Raw genomic sequence first — 19,831 nt, forward strand, 5'->3', positions numbered from 1 at the left:
GCCCATTTCACCCCGTATATCCATTTCCGGAGCACCTTTCACGTGAGCGAACAGCCCCGCCGTCGTCCCGCCGCCCCCGGCGGCAAGCAGCCCAAGCCGTACCGCCGGCCCAAGAAGGACCCGGTCCGGATCCTGGCCTTCGAGGCGCTGCGGGCGGTGGACGAACGCGACGCGTACGCCAACCTCGTCCTGCCGCCCCTGCTGCGCAAGGCCCGCCAGAACGAGGACTTCGAGGCCCGGGACGCCGCACTGGCCACCGAGCTCGTGTACGGGACGCTGCGGCGGCAGGGGACGTACGACGCGATCATCAGCGCCTGCATCGACCGCCCGCTGCGCGAGGTCGACCCGCCGGTCCTCGACGTCCTCTCGCTCGGGGCCCACCAGCTCCTCGGCACCCGCATCCCGACCCACGCGGCGGTCTCGGCGAGCGTCGAACTGGCCCGCGTGGTGCTGGGCGACGGCCGAGCCAAGTTCGTCAACGCCGTCCTGCGCAAGATCGCCGCGCACGACCTCGACGCCTGGCTGGAGCGGGTGGCCCCGCCGTACGAGGACGACGCCGAGGAACACCTCGCCGTGTACCACTCCCACCCGCGCTGGGTGGTCAGCGCCCTGTGGGACGCCCTCGGCGGCGGGCGGGCCGGGATCGAGGACCTGCTGGAAGCCGACAACGAGCGCCCCGAGGTCACGCTCGTCGCCCGGCCGGGCCGCTCCACCCCCGAGGAACTGACGGCCGCGGTCGGCGAGGGCGCGGCCCTGCCCGGCCGCTGGTCCCCGTACGCCGTCCGGATGGCCGAGGGCGGCGAGCCCGGCGCCCTGGAGGCGGTGCGCGAGGGCCGCGCCGGCGTCCAGGACGAGGGCAGCCAGCTCGTGGCGATGGCCCTGGCGGCCGTCCCCGTCGAGGGCCGCGACGAGCGCTGGCTCGACGGCTGCGCCGGCCCGGGCGGCAAGGCCGCCCTGCTCGGCGCGCTCGCGGCGCAGCGCGGCGCCTTCCTGCTCGCCTCCGAGAAGCAGCCGCACCGGGCCGGCCTCGTCGAGCGGGCCCTGTCCGGCAACCCGGGCCCCTACCAGGTCATCGCCGCCGACGGCACCCGCCCCGCCTGGCTGCCGGGCTCGTTCGACCGGGTCCTGATGGACGTGCCGTGCTCGGGGCTGGGCGCGCTGCGCCGCCGCCCCGAGGCGCGCTGGCGGCGCCGGCCGCAGGACCTGGAGGGCTTCGCGCCGCTGCAGCGCGCCCTCCTGCGGGAGGCGCTGGCCGCGGTGCGGGTCGGGGGCGTCGTGGGCTACGCGACGTGCTCGCCGCACCTGGCGGAGACGCGGGTCGTCGTCGACGACGTCCTGAAGGGCCGCGGCGCAGCCGCCCGCCCGATCTCGGCCGAACTCATCGACGCCCGCCCCTACATGCAGGGCGTCCCGGGCCTCGGCGAGGGTCCCGACGTCCAGCTCTGGCCCCACCTCCACGGCACGGACGCGATGTACCTGGCCCTGCTGCGCCGCACGGCGTAGACGCGGCGCCGCGGGCAGGGCGCGGCGGGGGCTGCCGCTACGCGGGACCGGAGCCGAGCAGCTGGGCGCGGGCGTGGTCACGCCAAGGCCCGGCCCCGGGGTCGGAGGCGACCGCCGGGTCGTGTTTCCGCCGCCACCCGCGTACGGCCCCCGTCCCCGCCCGCGCCCCGGCCACGGCCGAATCCGCATCCGCCGGCGATTCCCTGCCCGCCGCGGGGTGCGGCTCCGTGGCCGGCGAGCGGAGAGTGGCGTGGTCCGGCCCAAGGGGTGGTTCGTTTCCCTCGGGTGGGCGGCGGTGGAAGGGTCCGTCGGGAGTGGGGGTGTCATGTACGGAACCGTGGTGGATGCCCATCTCGAAGCACCAGTTAATCGATCTCCGCACGCCGTTAAGCGGTGCTACGGCGACGTCGAGATGCGGGGTCGTGGCCAGAAGTGCGCGGAGGCATGGCAGGCTTGGGTCATGGCCGCTCAGATTTCCCCCAGCATCCTGTCCGCCGACTTCGCCCGCCTTGCCGAGGAGGCCAAGGCCGTCGAGGGCGCCGACTGGCTGCACGTCGACGTCATGGACAACCATTTCGTCCCGAACCTCACCCTCGGCGTGCCCGTCGTGGAGTCCCTGAGCCGGGCCACCGACACGCCGCTCGACCTGCACCTGATGATCGAGGACCCGGACCGCTGGGCGCCGCAGTACATCGAGGCCGGCGCTGGCTCCGTCACCTTCCACGCCGAGGCCGCCGCCGCGCCCGTCCGTCTCGCGCGCGAGATCCGGGCCAAGGGCGCCCGGGCGGCCATGGCGCTCAAGCCGGCCACGCCGATCGAGCAGTACGAGGACATCCTCCCCGAGCTCGACATGGTCCTGATCATGACGGTCGAGCCGGGCTTCGGCGGCCAGGCGTTCCTGGACATCATGCTCCCCAAGATCCGTCGCACCCGGGAGCTGATCACCAAGCACGGCCTGGACATGTGGCTCCAGGTCGACGGCGGGGTTTCGGCCACGACCATCGAGCGGTGCGCGGAGGCGGGCGCCGACGTGTTCGTGGCGGGCAGCGCGGTCTACGGAGCGGTCGCCCCGGCGGCTGCCGTCCGTACCCTGCGCGAGCAGGCGGACGTGGCGATCGCCGCGGCCCCCTGGGTGTGCGACCACTGAGCTCATCGGGGCTGCGGAAACAACAAAATCAAGGGTTGGTGGACGGCTCGGTGAACGGGAGCTGTCCAGGCTGATCAACGGCCGTCGGATCTGACAGGATGAACGACGAGTCGAGAGTGTGAACAGCAGTGAGGAGATCGCGGTGTCTGGTGTGTCGGCGGGACGCTCAGCCCTGCGGATGGGACCCGCGGAGCTGGTGCAGGCGGCGGCCATGGCCCGCCGCTTCTACCTGGAGGGCAAGTCCAAGATCCAGATCGCCGAGGAGTTCGGCGTGAGCCGCTTCAAGGTGGCCAGGGTCCTGGAGACCGCCCTTGAACGCGACCTCGTCCGCATCGAGATCCGCGTGCCGGCCGAGCTGGACGCGGAGCGCTCCGACGCGCTCCGCGCCCGCTACGGGCTGCGCCACGCGGTCGTCGTGGAGTCCCCGGCCGACACGGCCGACGACGCCCCCGACCCGGAGAACCTCGGTGCCGTCGCGGCCGACCTGCTCGGCGAGCTCGTCAGCGAGGGCGATGTCCTGGGGCTCGCCTGGGGCCGTTCGACCATCCACATGGCCGCCTCCCTGCGTCGTCTCCCGCAGTGCACGGTGGTCCAGCTCACCGGCGTGTACGACGCCGGCACGGCCGAGCGCGGCTCCGTGGAGGCCGTACGCCGCGCCGCCCAGGTCTCGGGCGGCGACGCGCACCCCATCTACGCCCCGATGCTGCTGCCCGACCCGGCGACCGCGGCCGCGCTCCGCAACCAGACGGGCATCGCGCGGGCCTTCGAGTACTTCGACAAGGTGACGGTCGCGGCGGTGTCCATCGGCTCCTGGGAGCCGGGCATCTCCACCGTCCACGACATGCTCACGGACGAGGAGCGGGCGCACTACGCCTCGCTCGGTGTCGCCGCCGAGATGTCCGCGCACCTCTTCGACAAGGACGGCCGGCGGGTCGGCCGCGACCTCGGCGAGCGGTGCATCACCGTCGAGGCGGACCGGCTGCGCCGGATCCCCGAGGTCGTGGCCATCGCGGGCGGGCTGCGCAAGGCCGCCGCGATCGGTGCGGTGCTGCGCTCCGGCCTGGTGACCAGCCTGGTCACCGACACGGCCGTCGCGGACTACCTGCTGACCGAGTCGGCGCCGGGCCTGCGGCCGGCGCTGGACCGGGCCGACCCGGACGAGTGAGCCGCGGTGCGGGGGCGGTGTCAGCGGTGCGCGCGCGGGTGAACGGTCCCTTTTGACACGATCGGGGCATGATCTTCCGGACCGTGCCCCGATCACTGCTGCCGCCCTCGCTCCCGCCGCCACTTCCGCGCCCGCGGCTCCGCCTCGGCCTCGGCCGGTTGCTGGGGGCCCTGTTGTCCTGCCTGGTGCTCGCCGCGTGCGGCGGGGTCGGCGGTGGGCCGTCCGCCGACGGCGCTACGCGGGTCAGCGCGCCCGCCTGGGCCGCGGGCATGGCGACCGTACGGGCCGAGGAACTGCCGCGGCAGGCGCGTGACGTGCTCGCGCTGATCGACGAGGGCGGGCCGTACCCGTACCGGCAGGACGGGACCGTGTTCGGGAACTTCGAGAAGGTGCTGCCGCGGCAGGAGCGCGGCTACTACCGCGAGTACACGGTGAAGACGCCGGGGGAGCGCGATCGCGGGTCGCGGCGGATCGTGACCGGGCGGGGCGGGGAGTTCTACTACTCCGACGACCACTACGACTCGTTCAAGGCGGTTCTTCGATGACGACGGACCCGGGCTCGCACCCGCATCCGCTCGACCCGGCCTTGGCTGCCGCCGAGGCGGCGGGGTGGGCGGTCGTACGGCTCGACCTCGACGGCGTACGGACGAAGGCGCGGCTGATGGACGCGTGCGCGGAGGCGTTCCGGCTGCCCGAGTGGTTCGGGCGGAACTGGGACGCGCTGGCGGACTGCCTGAGGGACCTGTCCTGGCTGCCGCAGCCGGGGGGAGCCGGCGCGGGGCGGCTGGTGGTGGTGACGGGCTGGCGTGAGCTGGAGGAGGCGCGGCCGGGGGACTGGGATGTGCTGCGGGAGGTGCTGGCGGAGGCCAGTGCCTACTGGGGGGCCGTGGAGGGCGGGCCGGCATTGGAGGTGGTGGTGGCCGCTGCGCGGGCGTAGTCCCCCTCCCCGCCCCTTCCCGGAACCGGGGCTCCGCCCCGGACCCGGAGCCCCTGCGCCTCGAACGCCGCCGGGGCCGGGAGTCGGCGAACCCCCGGCGGGAGCGGCTCGGGCCGGACCCGCCAGGGGCTCGGGGGTGTCTGCGTCGGGTTCAGGACTTCGGGATCCACGGCGGGGTCTGGCCCCACGACCAGACCGGGATCTCGGCCGCGTCCACCGGGGGCGGATTGGGCCCCGAGTAGATCAGGGCCATGCGGGTGCCCCACTCGATGTAGTACGCGAACACGGCGCGGAACTCCGGGTCCGTCGGGAGGCCGACCTCGTCGGCGGTGTCCATCAGCAGGTCCACCCAGCGGCGGCGCTGTCGCTCGGTGATGCCGCGGCCCAGGTGCTTGGTGGCCATGTGCTGGTGGCCGCCGTGGTGGGCCGTGTAGTCGGCCGGGCCGCCGAAGACCTCCGACAGCCAGACCGCGACGTGCCGGGGGTGCTCCGCGTCCATGCCGGCGAAGACGGGGGCGAGGATCTCGTCCTGCAGGGCGTGGCCGTAGAAGGCCTCCGTGAGGCGGTTCATCGCCTCCTCCCCGCCCATCCACTCGTAGATGGTGGGGGTGGTGCCGGGTGTGGGGGTGGTGCTCATGACGGGGACGAGGCCTTTCCCGGGCCGGCCACGTCGGTGACGCGGTAGTGCTGCATCTCCTCGATGGCCTTCACGTACGGGCGGATCGCGTTGAAGAACGCCGGGAAGTGCTCGCCCTTGCGGAATCCGTTCAGGTGGGCGTCGACCGAGGTCCAGCGGATGCGGAGGATGTAGCGCTCGCGGTCGTTCTCCTCCTCGCAGCGGGTGAGCTCGTAGTCGATGCACTCGGGTGAGGCGGCCAGGGACTCGGCGGCCTGCCGGTACGAGTCCTCGAAGGCCTGCTGGTCGTCCAATGCGATCCGGTAGCGGATGTATTCGACGGTGGTGGTCATGCTGCCTGCCTCTCCCTGGGTCGGGACGTCGGGCGTCGGGCGTCGGTCGCGGCCAAGCCTTGCGCGATCATGCCGCGACGCGGGGCCCTTTCGTCATTCCGACCCAGACTTCTGGGAGTCGGCTTCGGCTTCGGCGTCGGGCGTCCGGTCCGGACCCGCCTCGCGGACCTCGCGGACCTTGGCCAGGGAGTCGCGGAGCTCGGTCAACCACGCGTCCGTGTTGCGCCCGACCAGGCGGACGCACCAGGCGAGCGCGTCGGCCCGGCTGCGGGCCACTCCGCCCTCGACCAGGGTGTCGAGGACCTGGCGTTCCGGCTGGCGCAGGCGCGTCATCACCGGGACCGCCAGGTGGGTGAACAGGATGCGGTCGTCTCCGGACTGGACGGCCCAGGCGACCTTGCGGCGGTAGAGCTCCTCCGCCTCGCCGGCCACCTCCATGCGCTGGTGGCGCGTGCGCTCGCGGAACGCCTTGACCGACTCGTTGGCCGGGAGGGTGCCGACGACCGTGATCTCCTCGCGGTCGACCGCCACCTCGACCAGGGACTCGTAGACGTCCACCGGAAGGCGGTCCGCGAACCAGGTGCGCAGCTGCTCGCTCTGCTCGGATGTAATCATGTAATCGACGTTGCATCCGAAGCGTGCTTGATCGCAAGGGGTTCGCGGCCGCTCCCGCCTCCTGTTCGCTCTCAGCCCACCGGGATCCTCGTCCGCTTCCTCGTCCGTCTCCCCGGCCGCTTCTCCGCCGTCAGCCCATCGAGCGGTACCGGTGGATCAGGGAGACCGCCATCGCGCCCTCGCCCACGCCCGACGCCACCCGCTTGACCGAGTGGGCCCGGACGTCGCCGGCCGCGAAGACCCCCGGGACGCTGGTCTCCAAGGGGTACGGGGCCCGTTCCACGCTCCACTCGGCCGGCAGCTCGCCCCCGTTGGCGACCAGGTCGGAGCCGGTGAGGACGAAGCCGTACTCGTCGCGCTCGACCACGCCCGACAGCCAGTCCGTGTGCGGGCGCGCACCGATGAAGGTGAACATGAAGCGGGCCGGGACCTCGGTGTCCCCGCCGGTCGCCGCGTCGTGCAGGGTCAGCCTCTCCAGGTGTTCGCCGCCGTCCAGGCGGACCACCGTCGTGCGGACCTTCACCTCGATGTTCGGGGTGCGCTCGATCTCGTCGATCAGGTAGCGGGACATGCTCGCGTCCAGCGAGTCCGCCCGCACCAGCACCGTGACCCGGGCCGCGTACTTCGCGAAGTGGACCGCCGCCTGGCCGGCCGAGTTCGCCCCGCCCACGATGTACACGTGCTGCGAGATGCAGGCCGAGCTCTCGGTGGTGGCCGCGCCGTAGTACAGGCCGGCGCCCTCGAAGCGCTCCGCGCCCGGAGCCTGGAGGCGGTTGTACGAGACCCCGGTCGCCAGCAGCACCGTCTCGGCGCTGATCTCGGTGCCGTCGGACAGGGTGAGGATCTTCGCGGGGTCGTCCCGGGTCAGCGAGACCACCTCCACCGGGTGCAGGATCTCGGCGCCGAACCGGGAGGCCTGGATGGTGGCCCGGCGCGTCAGGTCGCCGCCGGACAGGCCCGAGGGGAAGCCGAGGTAGTTCTCGATCAGGCTGGAGGTGCCGGCCTGGCCGCCCGGGGCGCGGGAGTCCAGCATCAGAGTGGACAGGCCCTCGGAGGCCGCGTACACCCCCGCCGCGAGGCCCGCCGGGCCCGCTCCGACGATGACGCACTCGTAGTGCGGGCGGGAGGCGGTGGTCGCCAGGCCCAGGCGGCGGGCGAGCTCGGTGTCGCTCGGGGCGGAGAGCACCGAGCCGTCCGGGAAGCGGACGAGGGGCAGGGTCGCGTCGGGCTGGGCCGCGATCAGGGTCAGCGCCTCCGGGTCCCGCTCGACGTTGAGGAAGCGGAACGGCTGGCCGTTGCGGGTGAAGAAGTCGCGGACGGCGTGCGTGCCGGGGGCGACGAGGTGGCCGGCGACGATGATGCCGTCGTACGCGGGGCGGTAGGTGGCGAGCCAGTCCGAGAGCAGGTCGTCCAGGACCGGGAAGAGCCGCTCGTGCGGCGGGTCCCAGGGCTTGAGCAGGTAGTAGTCCAGGCGGACCCGGTTGATGGCGGTGATGGCCGCGTCGGTCTCCGCGTAGGCGGTGAGCAGCACCCGGCGGGCGTCGGGGAAGCGGCTGACGGCCTCCAGGAGGAACTCGACCCCGGTGACGTCGGGCATCCGCTGGTCGACGAGGAACAGCGCGGGGTCGTGGCCGCGCTCGTCGAGGGAGTCGAGGATCTTGAGGGCGTCGGCGGCCGAGGAGGCGCCGAGGACCCGGTACCGGTCGCCGTAGGCGCTGCGCAGGTCCCGGCGGACGGCCCGCAGCACCTGCGGGTCGTCGTCCACGGCCAGGATGACCGGCTTGCGGTTCTCCGCCCGCTCGGCGGCCGCGGCGCCCTGGGGGGCTGCGGCGGTCGTCGCGGGCGTGGTGGTGGCAGAGGCAGTGGCAGCGGTCGCGCCCTTGGTGCGCTCGGGGGCCGCGCTCATGCCGGGTCCAGCATCAGCTTGTCGGCGTAGCACCAGGCCCAGGCCTCGCCCGGCTCGTGCGAGGCCGCGATCGGGTGGTCGGTGGTGCGGAAGTGCCGGGTGGCGTGGCGGTTCTTGGAGGAGTCACAGCATCCGACGTGCCCGCAGCTCAGGCACATCCGCAGGTGCACCCAGCTGTCGCCGAGGGCCAGGCACTCCTCGCAGCCCTCGCTGCCCGGCTCCACCGGGCGTATCTGATCGGTGTGTGTGCACAACAGGCCCGTGGTCATCGTCCCCGTCCCTCTCCTCGTCCGCGCAGTGCTCGTCCTCCGCGCGCCCGTGATTCACGGCGCGTCCAGACGATAGGCGCCGGGTCCGTGAACGGTTCAGTGATTCGGCCGAGGTCAGGAAGTCCCGGGGCTACTTCATGACCTCCGCGGACGACTTCCTGAGGTGCCCCCAACAGGTGCGCCGCTACCTCACGAAGTCGCACACCGGCGCTTTGACGCAGCCTCCCGGGCACAAGCAGTGTGGGGGACGCCAACACAACAGGCGGCGCCTGGAGGAATCCGTGAGCAGAAAGATTCTGGTCATTGTCTCCGAACACGGTTACTGGGCGGAGGAACTGATAGGCCCGGTCTCGAAGTTCGACGAGCGGGGCTACGAGGTCGTGTTCGCCACGCCGACCGGAAAGCGCGCACACGCACTTCCGCCGAGCCTCGACGCGAACTACGTCGACCCCCCGCTGGGCCGCTCGGTGACCACCGAGGAGAACGCCCGGCTGGGGCGGGAATTCGAGCAGTCGAGCCGGCTGGACTCGCCGCTCGACATCGAGGCGTGGGTGCCCGAGCGCCCGTACACGAGCGACGAGGGCTACCTGCGCAAGCTCGAGCAGTACCACCGCGACCTGGACCGGCTCGCCGAGGACGTCTCCGACTACGACGCGATCCTCATCGTCGGCGGCAGCGGGCCCATCGCCGACCTGGCCAACAACGAGCGCGTGCACGCGCTGATCCTGGCCTTCAAGAACGCCGACAAGGTCGTGGCGGCCGAGTGCTACGGCGTCGCCTGCCTCGCCTTCGCCCGCGACTGGGGCGACCGCGAGAGCATCATCCGCGGCAAGCACGTGACGGGCCACTGCAAGGAGTACGACTACAAGGACGGCACCGGATTCCTCGGTACCGATTTCAACATGGGCCCGCCGCCGTACCCGCTGGAGTACATCCTGCGCGACGCGACCGGACCCGACGGGGCCTATCACGGGAATTTCGGCCACCCGCTGTCGGTGATCGTCGACTACCCGTTCGTGACGGGCCGCTCCACCCCCGACTCGTACCTGACGGGGCAGAAGATCGTGGAAGTCCTGGAGGACGGCCTCACCCGCTACGGCTGGTAATCCGGAAACCCTGGGGAAAGAAGGGGAATTCATGGGAGCCACTCCCGGACGGGAAAGGCTGATCGACCAGTTCAAGGCCGACGGCCTGACGGTGATGTTCGGAAATCCGGGGACGGTGGAGCAGGGATTCCTCGACGCGGCGGACGCCGCGGAGGACTTCCGGTACGTCCTCGCCCTCCAGGAGACGGTGGCCGCCGGCATCGCCGACGGCTACGCCCGGGCCACCGGGGGTGCGGCCCTGCTCCAGCTGCACTCCGGCGTGGGCCTCGGCAACGGCATCGGGATGCTCTACCAGTCGCTGCGCGGCCACACCCCGCTGGTCGTGGTCGCCGGCGACGCGGGGGTCCGCTACGACGCCATGGACGCGCAGATGGCCTGCGACCTGGTGGCCCTGGCCAAGCCGGTGACCAAGTACGCGACCCGGGTCACCGATCCGCGGTCCGTGCTGCGCACCCTGCGCCGGGCGGTGAAGATCGCCCTGACCCCGCCGCGCGGCCCGGTGTTCGTGGCGCTGCCGATGGACGTGCTGGACGAGCTCAACTCCGAGCCGGTCCTGCCGGCCGCGGTGCCGCTCACGGACGTGTCGCCGTCCCCGGCCTCCGTGGGGCGCGCGGCCGAGCTGCTGGCCTCCGCCGAGCGGCCCGTGGTCCTGGTCGGCGACGGGGTCGCGCTCTCCGGGGCGCAGCGCGAGCTGGTCGCCGTCGCCGAGCTGCTCGGCGCCGACGTGTACGAGGTGGACTCCTCCGAGGTGAACATCGCGGCCTCGCACCCGCTGCGCCGCGGGCAGACGGGGCACATGTTCGGCCCGCACAGCAAGGAGCTGGTCGGGGACGCGGACGGGGTGCTGATCGTGGGCACCTACGTCTTCCCGGAGGTTTTCCCCGAGCTGGACAGCCCCTTCCGGGCCGGCGCCCGGGTCGTCCACATCGACCTGAACGCCTACGAGATCGCCAAGAACCACCCGGTGGACCTCGGACTGGCCGCCGACCCGCGGCAGGCGCTGCGCGCGCTGGCCGGCGTACTGGAGGAGCGGCTGAGCCCGCGGCAGCGGGCCGCGGCGGCCGCCCGGGTGGACGCCCGCACCCGGGAGCGGGCGCTCGCGGCCCGTTCCGCCGGGGACGGGGAGGACGGCACGCCGATGGCGGTCTTCCTGCGCACCCTGGCCGAGCGGACCGGCGGGGACCTGATCGTCTTCGACGAGGCGCTGACCACCTCGCCGCTGGTCACGCGGTACCTGCCGGCGGAGCGGCCCGGCGACTACCACCTGACCCGCGGCGGCTCGCTCGGGGTGGGCTTCCCGGGCGCGGTCGGGGTCAAGCTGGCCCGGCCGGACCGGGTGGTGGTCGGCTTCGCCGGGGACGGCGGGGCGATGTACACCTACCAGGCGCTGTGGACCGCGGTGCGGCACGGCGTCGACGCCAAGTTCGTGGTCTGCAACAACCGCAAGTACCGGCTGCTGGACGACAACATCGCCCAGTACTGGCGGGAGCGGGACATCCCGCAGCACGGCTTCCCGGGCTCCTTCGACCTGTCCCACCCGGAGATCGACTTCGCCGGGCTGGCCCGGTCGCTCGGTGCCGGGGGGACGCGGGTGGAGAAGCCGGACGAGGCCGCGGCGGCCGCGGTCCGGATGCTGGAGCACCCCGGTCCGTTCCTCGTGGACGTCCAGGTCTGAGCCGGCACCCGCATCCGAGCAGAGCAGTCACGGCACCACCCCGTACGGACAGGAGGAGACCGCATGCCCGCCGAGCGGCAGCAGCTGACCGAGGACGCGATCCGCACGTTCGCCGAGAACTGGTACGTGGCACTGGACCGGCACGTGCCGGCCGACCAGGTGCTCGCCCTGATCACCGAGGACCTGGAGTTCAAGGTCCCCGAGGACACCTTCCTCGGGCACGAGGGGTTCGGCCGCTGGTACGAGGCCGTCACCCACCGGTTCTTCGACGAGGTGCACACGGTCACGAAGGTGGAGCCGGTCATCGAGGGCGACCGGGCCGTCGTCCGGGTCCTCGTGAACTGGCAGGCCAGGATCTGGGACGCGCCGGCCGCCCGCAGCACCTGGCTCGGGTTCGACGCCGACCAGACGTGGACGGTGGTGGCGGGCCCGCAGGGGCCGCTGATCAAGCAGTACACCGTCAACGAGCTGGCCGCGATGCCCGGTTCGGCCTCCCTCTGAGCGCCGGCGAGCGAGGAGCGACGACGATGACCGAAGTGACACGGGAGCGGGTCGAGGCGGCCTACCGGGCCCTCGGCTCCGGTGACCGGGCGCGCATCCTGGAGTTCTACGCCGAGGACCTGCGCTGGCTCGTGCCGGGCAACCACCCGCTGGCGGGCTGGTACGAGAGCCTCGACGACTTCCTGGAGCTGATGGGCCGGACCCACAAGCTCACGGGCGGCACCTTCCGGATGGAGATCGAGGCCGTCCTCACCGGCGAGGACTGCAGTGCCGACGTCTGCCGCAACACCGCCCTGCGGGACGGCGCCGACCCGGCGGCCGCATCGCCGTACGAGCGGATGGACTACCCGGTCTTCCACTTCATGCGGTGGCGGGACGGCCGGATCGTGGAGGGCCGCGACGGGCTCTTCGGGGACTCGGCGACCGCGTTCAGCCAGTTCTGGGCGTCGATGACGCCGGACGGAACCCGCAGGGACCGATAGGGGAGGGGAGCGCGATGACCACTGTGGACGACGCAACGGAAATCCTTCGAAAGTACTACGAATACGCCAACGCCGGGGACTGGGACCGCTGGTGCGACCTGTTCGCCGACGAGCAGGTCATGGACGAGCAGCTCGCCGGGCACATCGAGGGGCTGGAGGTGCTGCGCTCGATGATGAAGGGCATGGGGACGATGTACCGCGTCTTCCAGAACCGGCCCGTGCACTTCATCGTCGACGCCGGCGGGGAGAAGGCCGCGGCCGTCTCCCACCTCAGTGCCGTCAGCGCCTCCGGCGAGGCGATCGAGGCCGAGGTCATGAACTTCTTCCGGATCGCGGACGGGAAGATCGCCTACATGGCGAACTACCACGACACCGTCCCGTTCCAGGTGCTGGGCCAGGGATGAGGGGGAGACGTGACGGCCGCAGCTGAGTACGACTACGTCGTCGTCGGAGCCGGTACCGCCGGCAGCGTCCTCGCCAACCGGCTGAGCGAGGACCCCGACGTCTCCGTCCTGGTCCTGGAGGCGGGAGGCAACCGCATCCCGCCCGAGGTGGACGACCCGTCCTCCTGGTACAAGCTGCTCGGCGGGCCCGTCGACTGGGGCTACACCAGCGTCCCGCAGCCCGGGCTGGACGGCCGCCGCACCTACGAACCGCGCGGCAAGGGCCCCGGCGGCAGCAGCAACCTGTACATCATGATGCACATCCGGGGCCACGCCTCGGACTTCGACAACTGGGCCTACCAGGGCGCGGCCGGCTGGGCCCACGAGGACGTCCTGCCGTACTTCGCCCGCCTGGAGGCCCAGGAGGACGCGACCGCCGCCACCACCGGCACCACGGGCCCGCAGCGGGTCACCCACGCCGGCCGCCACCAGCCCAACCCGGTCTCGCGGGCCTTCATCGACGCCGCCGTCGAGCTCGGCCACGAGGAGATCGCCGACTTCAACACCGACGGGCCCCGCCGCGGCCTCTTCGGCACCGGCTGGCACCACATCGACGTCGCCGACGGCCGCCGCCAGGGGGCGCTCGCCGCCTGGCTGGAGCCGGCGCTGGCCCGACCCAACCTGACCCTGCGCACCAGCGCCCAGAGCACGCGGCTGCTCTTCGACGGCGACACCTGCACCGGGGTCGAGTACGTACAGCTGGCCCCGACCGCGGAGATCCCCGGCCGGACCGTCCGGGACGGCCACAGCACCGCCTCCGCGCCCGGACTGCACACCGTACGGGCCCGCCGGGAGGTGATCGTGGCGGCCGGGGCGATCGAGTCCCCCAAGCTGCTGCTGCTCTCCGGCATCGGCCACCCGGAGCAGCTGCGGGAGCACGGCATCGCCGTCACCGCGGCGGTGCCCGGCGTCGGCGAGAACTTCCACAACCACGTGCTGACCGGGCTGATGGCCGAGGTCACGCAGGAGCTGCCGGCTCCGGCGCAGAACCTGTCCGAGAGCGCGCTGTTCCTGTCGTCGCGCCCCGGGCTGCCCGCCCCGGACCTGCAGATCGCCTTCGTCCACGTCCCGTTCGACGTGATCGTCGGCAGGGACCACCCGAACACGGTGAGCATCCTGCCCGGGGTCGTACGGCCCGTCTCGCGCGGCTGGATCCGGCTCGCCAGCGCCGACCCGCTGGCCCACCCGCTGGTCAACCCGAACTACCTGGGCGACCGCTGGGACCTGGAGCGGATGGTGCAGGGCGTCAAGGTGGCCCGGGAGATCTTCGCGACCTCCGCGTTCTCGCCCTGGTACAAGCAGGAGCTGCAGCCCGGCCCGGGCCCGGCCACCGACGACGAGCTGCGGACCTTCGTGAAGCAGAAGTCGGAGAGCTACCACCACCAGTCCGGCTCCTGCCGCATGGGCGTCGACGACCTCGCCGTCGTCGACCCGGAGCTGCGCGTGCACGGCGTGCGCAACATGCGCGTCGTCGACGCGAGCGTGATGCCCGCGGTCCCGTCGGGCAACTGCCACACCGCGATCGCGATGATCGCCGAGCGCGCGGCGGACTTCCTCCGCGGCAGAGGGGGGCTGTCCCGTGGCTGAGGCCGTGCTGCGCGAGGGCGCGCTGAGCGGGACCCGGATCGCGGTCCTGGTGGAGAGCGACTTCTACGAGCCGGAGATCTTCTACTACCAGCGCCGGTTCGCCGAGGAGGGGGCGGAGGTCGACTTCCTGACCCGGCTGTGGGGCAACGACTCGATCACCTTCACCGGGCACGAGTACCGGGCCCCGTTCACCGCCGACCGGTCCCTGGAGGGGATCGACGACGAGGAGCTGCGCCGGTACGCGGCGGTCATCGTGCCCTCGGGCATGGTCGCCGACCGGCTCCGCTACACCGAGGACGTGGACGTCCTCGCGCCGGCGACGGACCTGCTGCGGCGGGCGTTCGACGAGCCGACCGTCCTCAAGGGGATCATCTGCCACGGCATGTGGCTGGCCTCCTCGATCCCGGGGAAGGTCCGCGGCCGCAAGGTGGTGTGCCACAACAACCTGATCGGCGACGTCCGCAACATGGGCGCCCAGTACGTCGACGAGGACGTGGTGGTCGACGGGGACCTCGTCACCGGGCGCACGGGCGCCCACCACCACCTCTTCGCCCGCCGCATCATCGACCTGCTCGCGGCCGACCGGGGGCGGAGGGCCGGCTGATGCGCCGGATGGACTGGTCGCACGTGGGCCTGAACTGCGTCGACCAGAAGGCGACCGAGGAGTTCTACACCCGGTACTTCGGCTTCAGCCGGGCCCGGGTCGTGGACCTCGGCGAGTCGCAGATCGTGTTCCTGCGCCGGGGGGACGCGTACCTGGAGCTCTTCGCCTCCGGTACCGGGCCGGCCCGTACGGCACCGGGGGGTCCCCCCAGCGCTGCTGGGGGAGACGGGCCGCAGGAGCCGGGCCGGATGCGCCACCTGGCCTTCCAGACCGACAGCGTGGACGCGTTCCTGGCGGAGCTGGGCGACGCGGCCGAAGTGACCCTGGGGCCGCTCGACTTCGACGACTTCATCTGCGGCTGGCGGACCGTGTGGGTCCGCGACCCCGACGGGGTGATCGTCGAGGTCAGTCAGGGATTCGAGGACGACCGCTCTCACGACAAGGACGGTGCATGACATGGCGGACGCCGTGAGCTTCTCCTTCTCCGACACCATCGCGGGCTACGTCAGCCGGTTCGACAGCGCCTCCCGCCTGCTGCGCCTGAAGACCTCGGACGGCCGCGAGTTCGACGTCTCGGTGGCCTCCGGCCCCAGCGCCGAGCTGGTCCGCAACCTCGACGAGCCGTACATCGACGCCTCCGGGCACATCGACGAGATGCTCTCGCCCGGCCGGTTCCTCTTCGCCTACGGGGTCCACTACCCCGAGCACGGCGGCCGGTTCGACGCCAAGCGCCTGGTGTTCCTGGGCCGCGGCGCCGAGGACTACCGGTTCGAGGAGTCGGGCTGGTGGATCAAGCAGATCGAGTCGCTGGCCGACTTCTACAAGCGGGCCCAGTTCGGCGACGGGCCCGTCGACTTCAACGAGTACCGCACCGAGATCCGGCTCGGCGGCGACAAGACCGCCAGCCACGTCCAGGAGACCGACACGATCTCCCGGCTGGTGTACGGCATGGCCTCGGCCTACCTGCTGACCGGCAAGGACGAGTACCTGGAGGTCGCCGAGCGCGGTACCGAGTACCTGCGCAAGCACATGCGGGTCGTGGACAGCGAGGAAGACGTCGTCTACTGGTACCACGGCATCAGCGTGGACGGGGACTCCGAGAAGAAGCTGTTCACCTCGGAGTTCTCCGACGACTACGACGCGATCCCGATGTACGAGCAGATCTACGCCCTGGCCGGCCCGATCCAGACCTACCGGGTCACCGGCGACGTGCGGATCAAGAGCGACGCCGACGCCACCATCCGGCTCTTCGACAAGTTCTTCCTGGACCGCGAGCAGGGCGGCTACTACTCGCACATCGACCCGATCCTGTTCAGCCCGGACCACGAGTCCCTCGGTGAGAACGCCGAGCGCAAGAACTGGAACTCGGTCGGCGACCACGCGCCCGCGTACCTGATCAACCTGTACCTGGCGACCGGCGACCAGAAGTACGCCGACTTCCTGGAGTACACCTTCGACACCATCGCGGAGCGGTTCCCGGACTACGGGCGCAGCCCCTTCGTCCAGGAGCGCTTCTTCCGCGACTGGTCGCACGACACCGAGCACAGCTGGCAGCAGAACCGCGCGGTCGTCGGCCACAACCTGAAGATCGCCTGGAACCTGATGCGGATGAACTCGCTGAAGGCCAAGCCCGCATACGCCGAGCTCGCCCGGAAGATCGGCGACATCATGCCGGAGGTCGGCAGCGACCGGCAGCGCGGCGGCTGGTACGACGTGGTCGAGCGGATCAAGCAGGGCGACCAGGAGGCGTACCGTTTCGCCTGGCACGACCGCAAGGCCTGGTGGCAGCAGGAGCAGGCGATCCTCGCCTACCTCATCCTGCACGGCACGATCGGCGGCGAGGCGTTCCTGCGCGAGGCCCGGCAGGCCGAGTCCTTCTACAACACCTTCTTCCTCGACCACGACGAGGGAGCCGTCTACTTCAACGTCCTCGCGAGCGGTACGCCGTACCTGCTCGGAACCGAGCGGCTCAAGGGCAGCCACTCGATGTCCATGTACCACTCGGCGGAGCTCTGCTACCTCGCCGCCGTGTACAACAACCTGCTCATCAACGGCCGGGAGATGGACTTCCACTTCAAGCCCGACCCGACCGACCTGCCCGACCGCGTGCTGCGCGTCTCGCCCGACCTGCTGCCGGCGGGCTCGGTGCGGATCGCGTCCGTCGAGATCGACGAGAAGCCGTACACGGACTTCGACGCGGACGGGCTCACGGTCCGGCTGCCCGACGTCCAGGGGCGGGTCAAGGTGAAGGTCCGGCTGCGGCCGGTGACGTCATAGCGCTCAACGGGGGGCGCCCCGACAGAAGGGGAAAGCAAGCCATGACTCTGAACGTGAAGGAACGCCGCAACAGGACGGGCACCGTGCTCGTCGCCACCGGCGAGATCAACAGCGAGACCTCGGGACAACTGCTGGCGGCGCTCCTGCCGCTGGTCCGCCAGGGCCGGCCGCTGCGCATCGACCTCACGGCCGTCACGTACGTCTCCAGCGCGGGCCTGCGCACGCTGCTGGTCGTGTACCGCGAGGCCCAGCACGCCGGCGTCGCCGTCACCCTGTACGGGGTGAGCGAGGAAGTCCGGTTCGTCATGTCGGCCACCGGCTTCCTCGACTTCTTCGAGACGGGCGAGGCGGCCGAGGCCGAGGCCAAGGCGAAGGCCGGCGCCCGGGCCACGGGTCGCACCCGGCCCGCGGTCGAGAGCACGGTCGCCCGATGACCGAGGTGACGTCCGAGCAGGTCCTGCGCGTCGACGCGTACCCGACCCACGAAGTGGGCGGGTACCGCGTCCGCGCGGGCAAGCCGTACCCCTTCGGGGCCAACGTGGTCCCCGGCGGGGTCAGTTTCTCCGTCTACTCCGACCAGGCCACCTCCATGACCCTGGTCATCTACAAGCGCGGAGAGCCCGAGCCGATGGCCGAACTGGAGTTCCCCGAGGAATTCCGCACCGGCAGCGTCTTCGCCATGACGGTCTTCGGCCTCGACCACGAGAACATCGAGTACGGGTACCGGGCCGACGGCCCCTACGACCCGATCACCGGCCACCGCTTCGACGCCCGCCAGGTCCTCTCCGACCCGTACGCCCGGCTGATCGCCGGCCGGGACGTGTGGGGCGTGGAGCCCGACCGCAGCCGCGGCTACCAGTACCGCTCCCGGGTCTGCCTGCAGGACTTCGACTGGGGCGACGACACCCCGCTGCGGCTGCCCGCCGAGGACCTCGTCGTCTACGAGGCCCATGTGCGCGGCTTCACCCGGCACCCGTCCTCGCAGGTCACCGCCCCCGGCACGTTCGCGGGGCTGCGGGAGAAGATCCCGTACCTGAAGGAGCTCGGGATCAACTGCATCGAGCTGCTCCCGGTGTTCGAGTTCGACGAGAGCGACAACCCGCGGACCAACCCGGAGACGGGCGAGCGGCTCTACGACTACTGGGGCTACAACACCGTCTCGTTCTTCGCGCCCAAGGCCGGCTACGCGGCCACCGGACGCTACGGGATGCAGGGCGACGAGTTCCGCACCCTGATCAAGGACCTGCACGCGGCCGGCATCGAGGTCATCCTCGACGTGGTCTTCAACCACACCGCCGAGGGCAACGAGCAGGGCCCGACGATCTCCTTCAAGGGCCTCGACAACGCCACGTACTACATGCTCACGCCGGAGGGGTACTACTTCAACTTCAGCGGCACGGGCAACACCGTCAACTGCAACCACCCGGTCGTGCGGAACTTCGTCCTCGACTGCCTGCGCCACTGGGTGGCCGACTACCACATCGACGGCTTCCGCTTCGACCTCGCGGCCATCCTCGGCCGGTCCCCGGACGGCACGCCGCTGCCCAACCCGCCGCTGCTGGAACTGCTCGCCTACGACCCGGTGCTGCGGCACACCAAGCTCATCGCCGAGGCCTGGGACGCCGGCGGCCTCTACGAGGTCGGCAACTTCCCGGCGTACGGCCGCTGGGCGGAGTGGAACGGCAAGTACCGCGACACGGTACGCCGCTTCCTCAAGGGCGACCCCGGGGTCGCCGGGGAGCTGGCCACCCGGCTCGCCGGCTCGCCGGACCTGTACTCCGGCCGCGGCACCTCCGCCTCGGTCAACTTCCTCACCGCCCACGACGGCTTCACCCTGGCCGACCTCGTCTCGTACAACGACAAGCACAACGAGGCCAACGGCGAGGGCAACAACGACGGGGCGAACGACAACAACAGCTGGAACTGCGGGGCGGAGGGACCCACCGACGACCCCGCGGTGAACGCGCTGCGGCTGCGCCAGATGAAGAACGCCATGGCGATGCTCTTCACCAGCCAGGGCATCCCGATGCTGCTGGCCGGCGACGAGGTGGGCCGCACCCAGCAGGGCAACAACAACACCTACTGCCAGGACAACGAACTGTCCTGGTTCGACTGGGACCAGGTCGACGAGAGCGCCGAACTGCTGCGCTTCACCCGGGAGATGATCGCCTTCCGGGGACGTCACCGGGAGCTGCGCTCCACCTGCCACCCCACCGGGCAGATCCGCGAGGATCTGGGACTGCCGGACATCAGCTGGCACGGCGCGCGGGCCTGGCAGCCCGACTGGTCGGGCGAGAGCCGGATGCTGGCGGTGGCCCGCTGCGGCGTCGGGGACGACGACGTGGTCTACGTGGCCATGAACTCCCACTGGGAGGCGCACGACCTGGAGCTGCCGGCGCTGCCCCACGGGCGCAGCTGGCACCTGTTCGCGGACACCGGGGCCGAGGCCCCGCACGACATCCGCAGCCCGGGCTCGGAGCCCGAGCTGGAGAACGCCGGGAAGTACCTGATCGGTCCGCGCTCGGTGGTGATCCTGGTCGGCCGCACGCCCGACCCGGACCGCGCGCTCTAGCCGCGTCCCCGCCGCGGGGCGCCGCCCCGCGGCGGGATCCGACCGCACCCTCACGACCCGTACGGCCGAAGGA

21 protein-coding genes are annotated in these 19,831 nt (G+C 71.7%); 16 read left to right on the plus strand and 5 right to left on the minus strand.

What is annotated here, in order from left to right; all coding sequences use genetic code 11:
- Positions 1–42 precede the first annotated feature (42 nt).
- The 5 genes from ACSHWO_RS27715 (at position 43) to ACSHWO_RS27735 (ending at position 4,752) form a co-directional block, all read left to right on the plus strand.
- The gene (locus ACSHWO_RS27715; protein ID WP_438315913.1) at positions 43–1,503 is read left to right on the plus strand and encodes an RsmB/NOP family class I SAM-dependent RNA methyltransferase; all 1,461 of its coding nucleotides are present in this window, start codon (positions 43–45) and stop codon (positions 1,501–1,503) included.
- A 460-nt stretch (positions 1,504–1,963) separates the two neighbouring features.
- The gene (gene rpe / locus ACSHWO_RS27720) at positions 1,964–2,650 is read left to right on the plus strand and encodes a ribulose-phosphate 3-epimerase (protein WP_438315916.1); all 687 of its coding nucleotides are present in this window, start codon (positions 1,964–1,966) and stop codon (positions 2,648–2,650) included.
- 118 nt (positions 2,651–2,768) lie between these two features.
- The gene (locus ACSHWO_RS27725; protein WP_361091468.1) at positions 2,769–3,815 is read left to right on the plus strand and encodes a sugar-binding transcriptional regulator; all 1,047 of its coding nucleotides are present in this window, start codon (positions 2,769–2,771) and stop codon (positions 3,813–3,815) included.
- 68 nt (positions 3,816–3,883) lie between these two features.
- Positions 3,884–4,360, plus strand: coding sequence for a ribonuclease domain-containing protein (locus tag ACSHWO_RS27730; RefSeq protein ID WP_438315919.1), 477 nt, complete (start codon positions 3,884–3,886; stop codon positions 4,358–4,360).
- A complete protein-coding gene (locus tag ACSHWO_RS27735; RefSeq protein WP_438315922.1) occupies positions 4,357–4,752 on the plus strand; it encodes a barstar family protein in 396 nt (131 codons plus the stop codon). The genes ACSHWO_RS27730 and ACSHWO_RS27735 overlap by 4 nt, the downstream gene beginning before the upstream one ends.
- A 151-nt stretch (positions 4,753–4,903) precedes the next feature.
- Here ACSHWO_RS27735 and ACSHWO_RS27740 read toward each other — a convergent pair whose 3' ends face one another.
- The 5 genes from ACSHWO_RS27740 to ACSHWO_RS27760 form a co-directional block, all read right to left on the minus strand.
- The gene (locus ACSHWO_RS27740; RefSeq protein ID WP_385805238.1) at positions 4,904–5,389 is read right to left on the minus strand and encodes a group II truncated hemoglobin; all 486 of its coding nucleotides are present in this window, start codon (positions 5,387–5,389) and stop codon (positions 4,904–4,906) included.
- Positions 5,386–5,721, minus strand: coding sequence for a putative quinol monooxygenase (locus ACSHWO_RS27745; protein WP_361091455.1), 336 nt, complete (start codon positions 5,719–5,721; stop codon positions 5,386–5,388). The genes ACSHWO_RS27740 and ACSHWO_RS27745 overlap by 4 nt, the downstream gene beginning before the upstream one ends.
- 93 nt (positions 5,722–5,814) lie before the next feature.
- Positions 5,815–6,336, minus strand: coding sequence for a hypothetical protein (locus ACSHWO_RS27750; protein ID WP_404238622.1), 522 nt, complete (start codon positions 6,334–6,336; stop codon positions 5,815–5,817).
- A gap of 130 nt (positions 6,337–6,466) precedes the next feature.
- Complete coding sequence (locus ACSHWO_RS27755) at positions 6,467–8,242, minus strand: FAD-dependent oxidoreductase (RefSeq protein WP_438315927.1); 1,776 nt, start codon at positions 8,240–8,242, stop codon at positions 6,467–6,469.
- Complete coding sequence (locus tag ACSHWO_RS27760) at positions 8,239–8,511, minus strand: UBP-type zinc finger domain-containing protein (protein WP_361091446.1); 273 nt, start codon at positions 8,509–8,511, stop codon at positions 8,239–8,241. The genes ACSHWO_RS27755 and ACSHWO_RS27760 overlap by 4 nt, the downstream gene beginning before the upstream one ends.
- Positions 8,512–8,792: 281 nt before the next feature.
- Between ACSHWO_RS27760 and ACSHWO_RS27765 the strand changes: the two genes are divergently transcribed.
- The 11 genes from ACSHWO_RS27765 (at position 8,793) to glgX (ending at position 19,758) form a co-directional block, all read left to right on the plus strand.
- Entirely contained in the window at positions 8,793–9,617 is an 825-nt protein-coding gene (locus tag ACSHWO_RS27765) for a type 1 glutamine amidotransferase domain-containing protein (RefSeq protein ID WP_438315930.1), read from the plus strand.
- A 31-nt stretch (positions 9,618–9,648) separates the two neighbouring features.
- The gene (locus ACSHWO_RS27770; protein ID WP_438315933.1) at positions 9,649–11,292 is read left to right on the plus strand and encodes a thiamine pyrophosphate-binding protein; all 1,644 of its coding nucleotides are present in this window, start codon (positions 9,649–9,651) and stop codon (positions 11,290–11,292) included.
- Between the two features lie 63 nt (positions 11,293–11,355).
- The gene (locus ACSHWO_RS27775) at positions 11,356–11,793 is read left to right on the plus strand and encodes a nuclear transport factor 2 family protein (protein WP_361091437.1); all 438 of its coding nucleotides are present in this window, start codon (positions 11,356–11,358) and stop codon (positions 11,791–11,793) included.
- A gap of 26 nt (positions 11,794–11,819) precedes the next feature.
- Positions 11,820–12,275, plus strand: coding sequence for a nuclear transport factor 2 family protein (locus ACSHWO_RS27780; protein ID WP_361091434.1), 456 nt, complete (start codon positions 11,820–11,822; stop codon positions 12,273–12,275).
- A gap of 14 nt (positions 12,276–12,289) precedes the next feature.
- Positions 12,290–12,679 carry a nuclear transport factor 2 family protein gene (locus ACSHWO_RS27785; protein ID WP_361091431.1) on the plus strand — a complete coding sequence of 130 codons (390 nt, stop codon included), beginning with the start codon at positions 12,290–12,292 and terminating at the stop codon, positions 12,677–12,679.
- 9 nt (positions 12,680–12,688) lie between these two features.
- The gene (locus ACSHWO_RS27790) at positions 12,689–14,305 is read left to right on the plus strand and encodes a GMC family oxidoreductase (RefSeq protein ID WP_438315937.1); all 1,617 of its coding nucleotides are present in this window, start codon (positions 12,689–12,691) and stop codon (positions 14,303–14,305) included.
- Positions 14,298–14,909 carry a DJ-1/PfpI family protein gene (locus ACSHWO_RS27795; protein WP_361091425.1) on the plus strand — a complete coding sequence of 204 codons (612 nt, stop codon included), beginning with the start codon at positions 14,298–14,300 and terminating at the stop codon, positions 14,907–14,909. Before ACSHWO_RS27790 ends, ACSHWO_RS27795 begins: the two co-directional genes overlap by 8 nt.
- On the plus strand, positions 14,909–15,364 hold the full coding sequence (locus ACSHWO_RS27800) for a VOC family protein (RefSeq protein ID WP_438315940.1): 456 nt from the start codon (positions 14,909–14,911) through the stop codon (positions 15,362–15,364). Before ACSHWO_RS27795 ends, ACSHWO_RS27800 begins: the two co-directional genes overlap by 1 nt.
- A gap of 1 nt (position 15,365) precedes the next feature.
- Positions 15,366–17,186, plus strand: coding sequence for an AGE family epimerase/isomerase (locus ACSHWO_RS27805; RefSeq protein ID WP_438315943.1), 1,821 nt, complete (start codon positions 15,366–15,368; stop codon positions 17,184–17,186).
- 41 nt (positions 17,187–17,227) lie between these two features.
- Positions 17,228–17,620 carry an STAS domain-containing protein gene (locus tag ACSHWO_RS27810; RefSeq protein ID WP_385805244.1) on the plus strand — a complete coding sequence of 131 codons (393 nt, stop codon included), beginning with the start codon at positions 17,228–17,230 and terminating at the stop codon, positions 17,618–17,620.
- A complete protein-coding gene (gene glgX, locus ACSHWO_RS27815; RefSeq protein WP_385805245.1) occupies positions 17,617–19,758 on the plus strand; it encodes a glycogen debranching protein GlgX in 2,142 nt (713 codons plus the stop codon). The genes ACSHWO_RS27810 and glgX overlap by 4 nt, the downstream gene beginning before the upstream one ends.
- Positions 19,759–19,831: the final 73 nt, after the last annotated feature.

This window comes from Streptomyces pallidus (ex Mingjun et al. 2026), from assembly GCF_051550185.1.
Lineage (GTDB): Bacteria > Actinomycetota > Actinomycetes > Streptomycetales > Streptomycetaceae > Streptomyces.

Excerpts from the sequence above, each read along its gene's own strand:
- ACSHWO_RS27730 (WP_438315919.1), top strand. The coding sequence starts at position 3,884 with ATGATCTTCCGGACCGTGCCCCGATCACTGCTGCCGCCCTCGCTCCCG.
- glgX (WP_385805245.1), top strand. The coding sequence starts at position 17,617 with ATGACCGAGGTGACGTCCGAGCAGGTCCTGCGCGTCGACGCGTACCCG.
- ACSHWO_RS27775 (WP_361091437.1), top strand. The coding sequence starts at position 11,356 with ATGCCCGCCGAGCGGCAGCAGCTGACCGAGGACGCGATCCGCACGTTC.
- ACSHWO_RS27770 (WP_438315933.1), top strand. The coding sequence starts at position 9,649 with ATGGGAGCCACTCCCGGACGGGAAAGGCTGATCGACCAGTTCAAGGCC.
- ACSHWO_RS27755 (WP_438315927.1), bottom strand. The coding sequence starts at position 8,242 with ATGAGCGCGGCCCCCGAGCGCACCAAGGGCGCGACCGCTGCCACTGCC.
- ACSHWO_RS27745 (WP_361091455.1), bottom strand. The coding sequence starts at position 5,721 with ATGACCACCACCGTCGAATACATCCGCTACCGGATCGCATTGGACGAC.
- rpe (WP_438315916.1), top strand. The coding sequence starts at position 1,964 with ATGGCCGCTCAGATTTCCCCCAGCATCCTGTCCGCCGACTTCGCCCGC.
- ACSHWO_RS27810 (WP_385805244.1), top strand. The coding sequence starts at position 17,228 with ATGACTCTGAACGTGAAGGAACGCCGCAACAGGACGGGCACCGTGCTC.
- ACSHWO_RS27740 (WP_385805238.1), bottom strand. The coding sequence starts at position 5,389 with ATGAGCACCACCCCCACACCCGGCACCACCCCCACCATCTACGAGTGG.
- ACSHWO_RS27780 (WP_361091434.1), top strand. The coding sequence starts at position 11,820 with ATGACCGAAGTGACACGGGAGCGGGTCGAGGCGGCCTACCGGGCCCTC.
- ACSHWO_RS27805 (WP_438315943.1), top strand. The coding sequence starts at position 15,366 with ATGGCGGACGCCGTGAGCTTCTCCTTCTCCGACACCATCGCGGGCTAC.
- ACSHWO_RS27800 (WP_438315940.1), top strand. The coding sequence starts at position 14,909 with ATGCGCCGGATGGACTGGTCGCACGTGGGCCTGAACTGCGTCGACCAG.
- ACSHWO_RS27735 (WP_438315922.1), top strand. The coding sequence starts at position 4,357 with ATGACGACGGACCCGGGCTCGCACCCGCATCCGCTCGACCCGGCCTTG.
- ACSHWO_RS27785 (WP_361091431.1), top strand. The coding sequence starts at position 12,290 with ATGACCACTGTGGACGACGCAACGGAAATCCTTCGAAAGTACTACGAA.
- ACSHWO_RS27750 (WP_404238622.1), bottom strand. The coding sequence starts at position 6,336 with ATGATTACATCCGAGCAGAGCGAGCAGCTGCGCACCTGGTTCGCGGAC.
- ACSHWO_RS27760 (WP_361091446.1), bottom strand. The coding sequence starts at position 8,511 with ATGACCACGGGCCTGTTGTGCACACACACCGATCAGATACGCCCGGTG.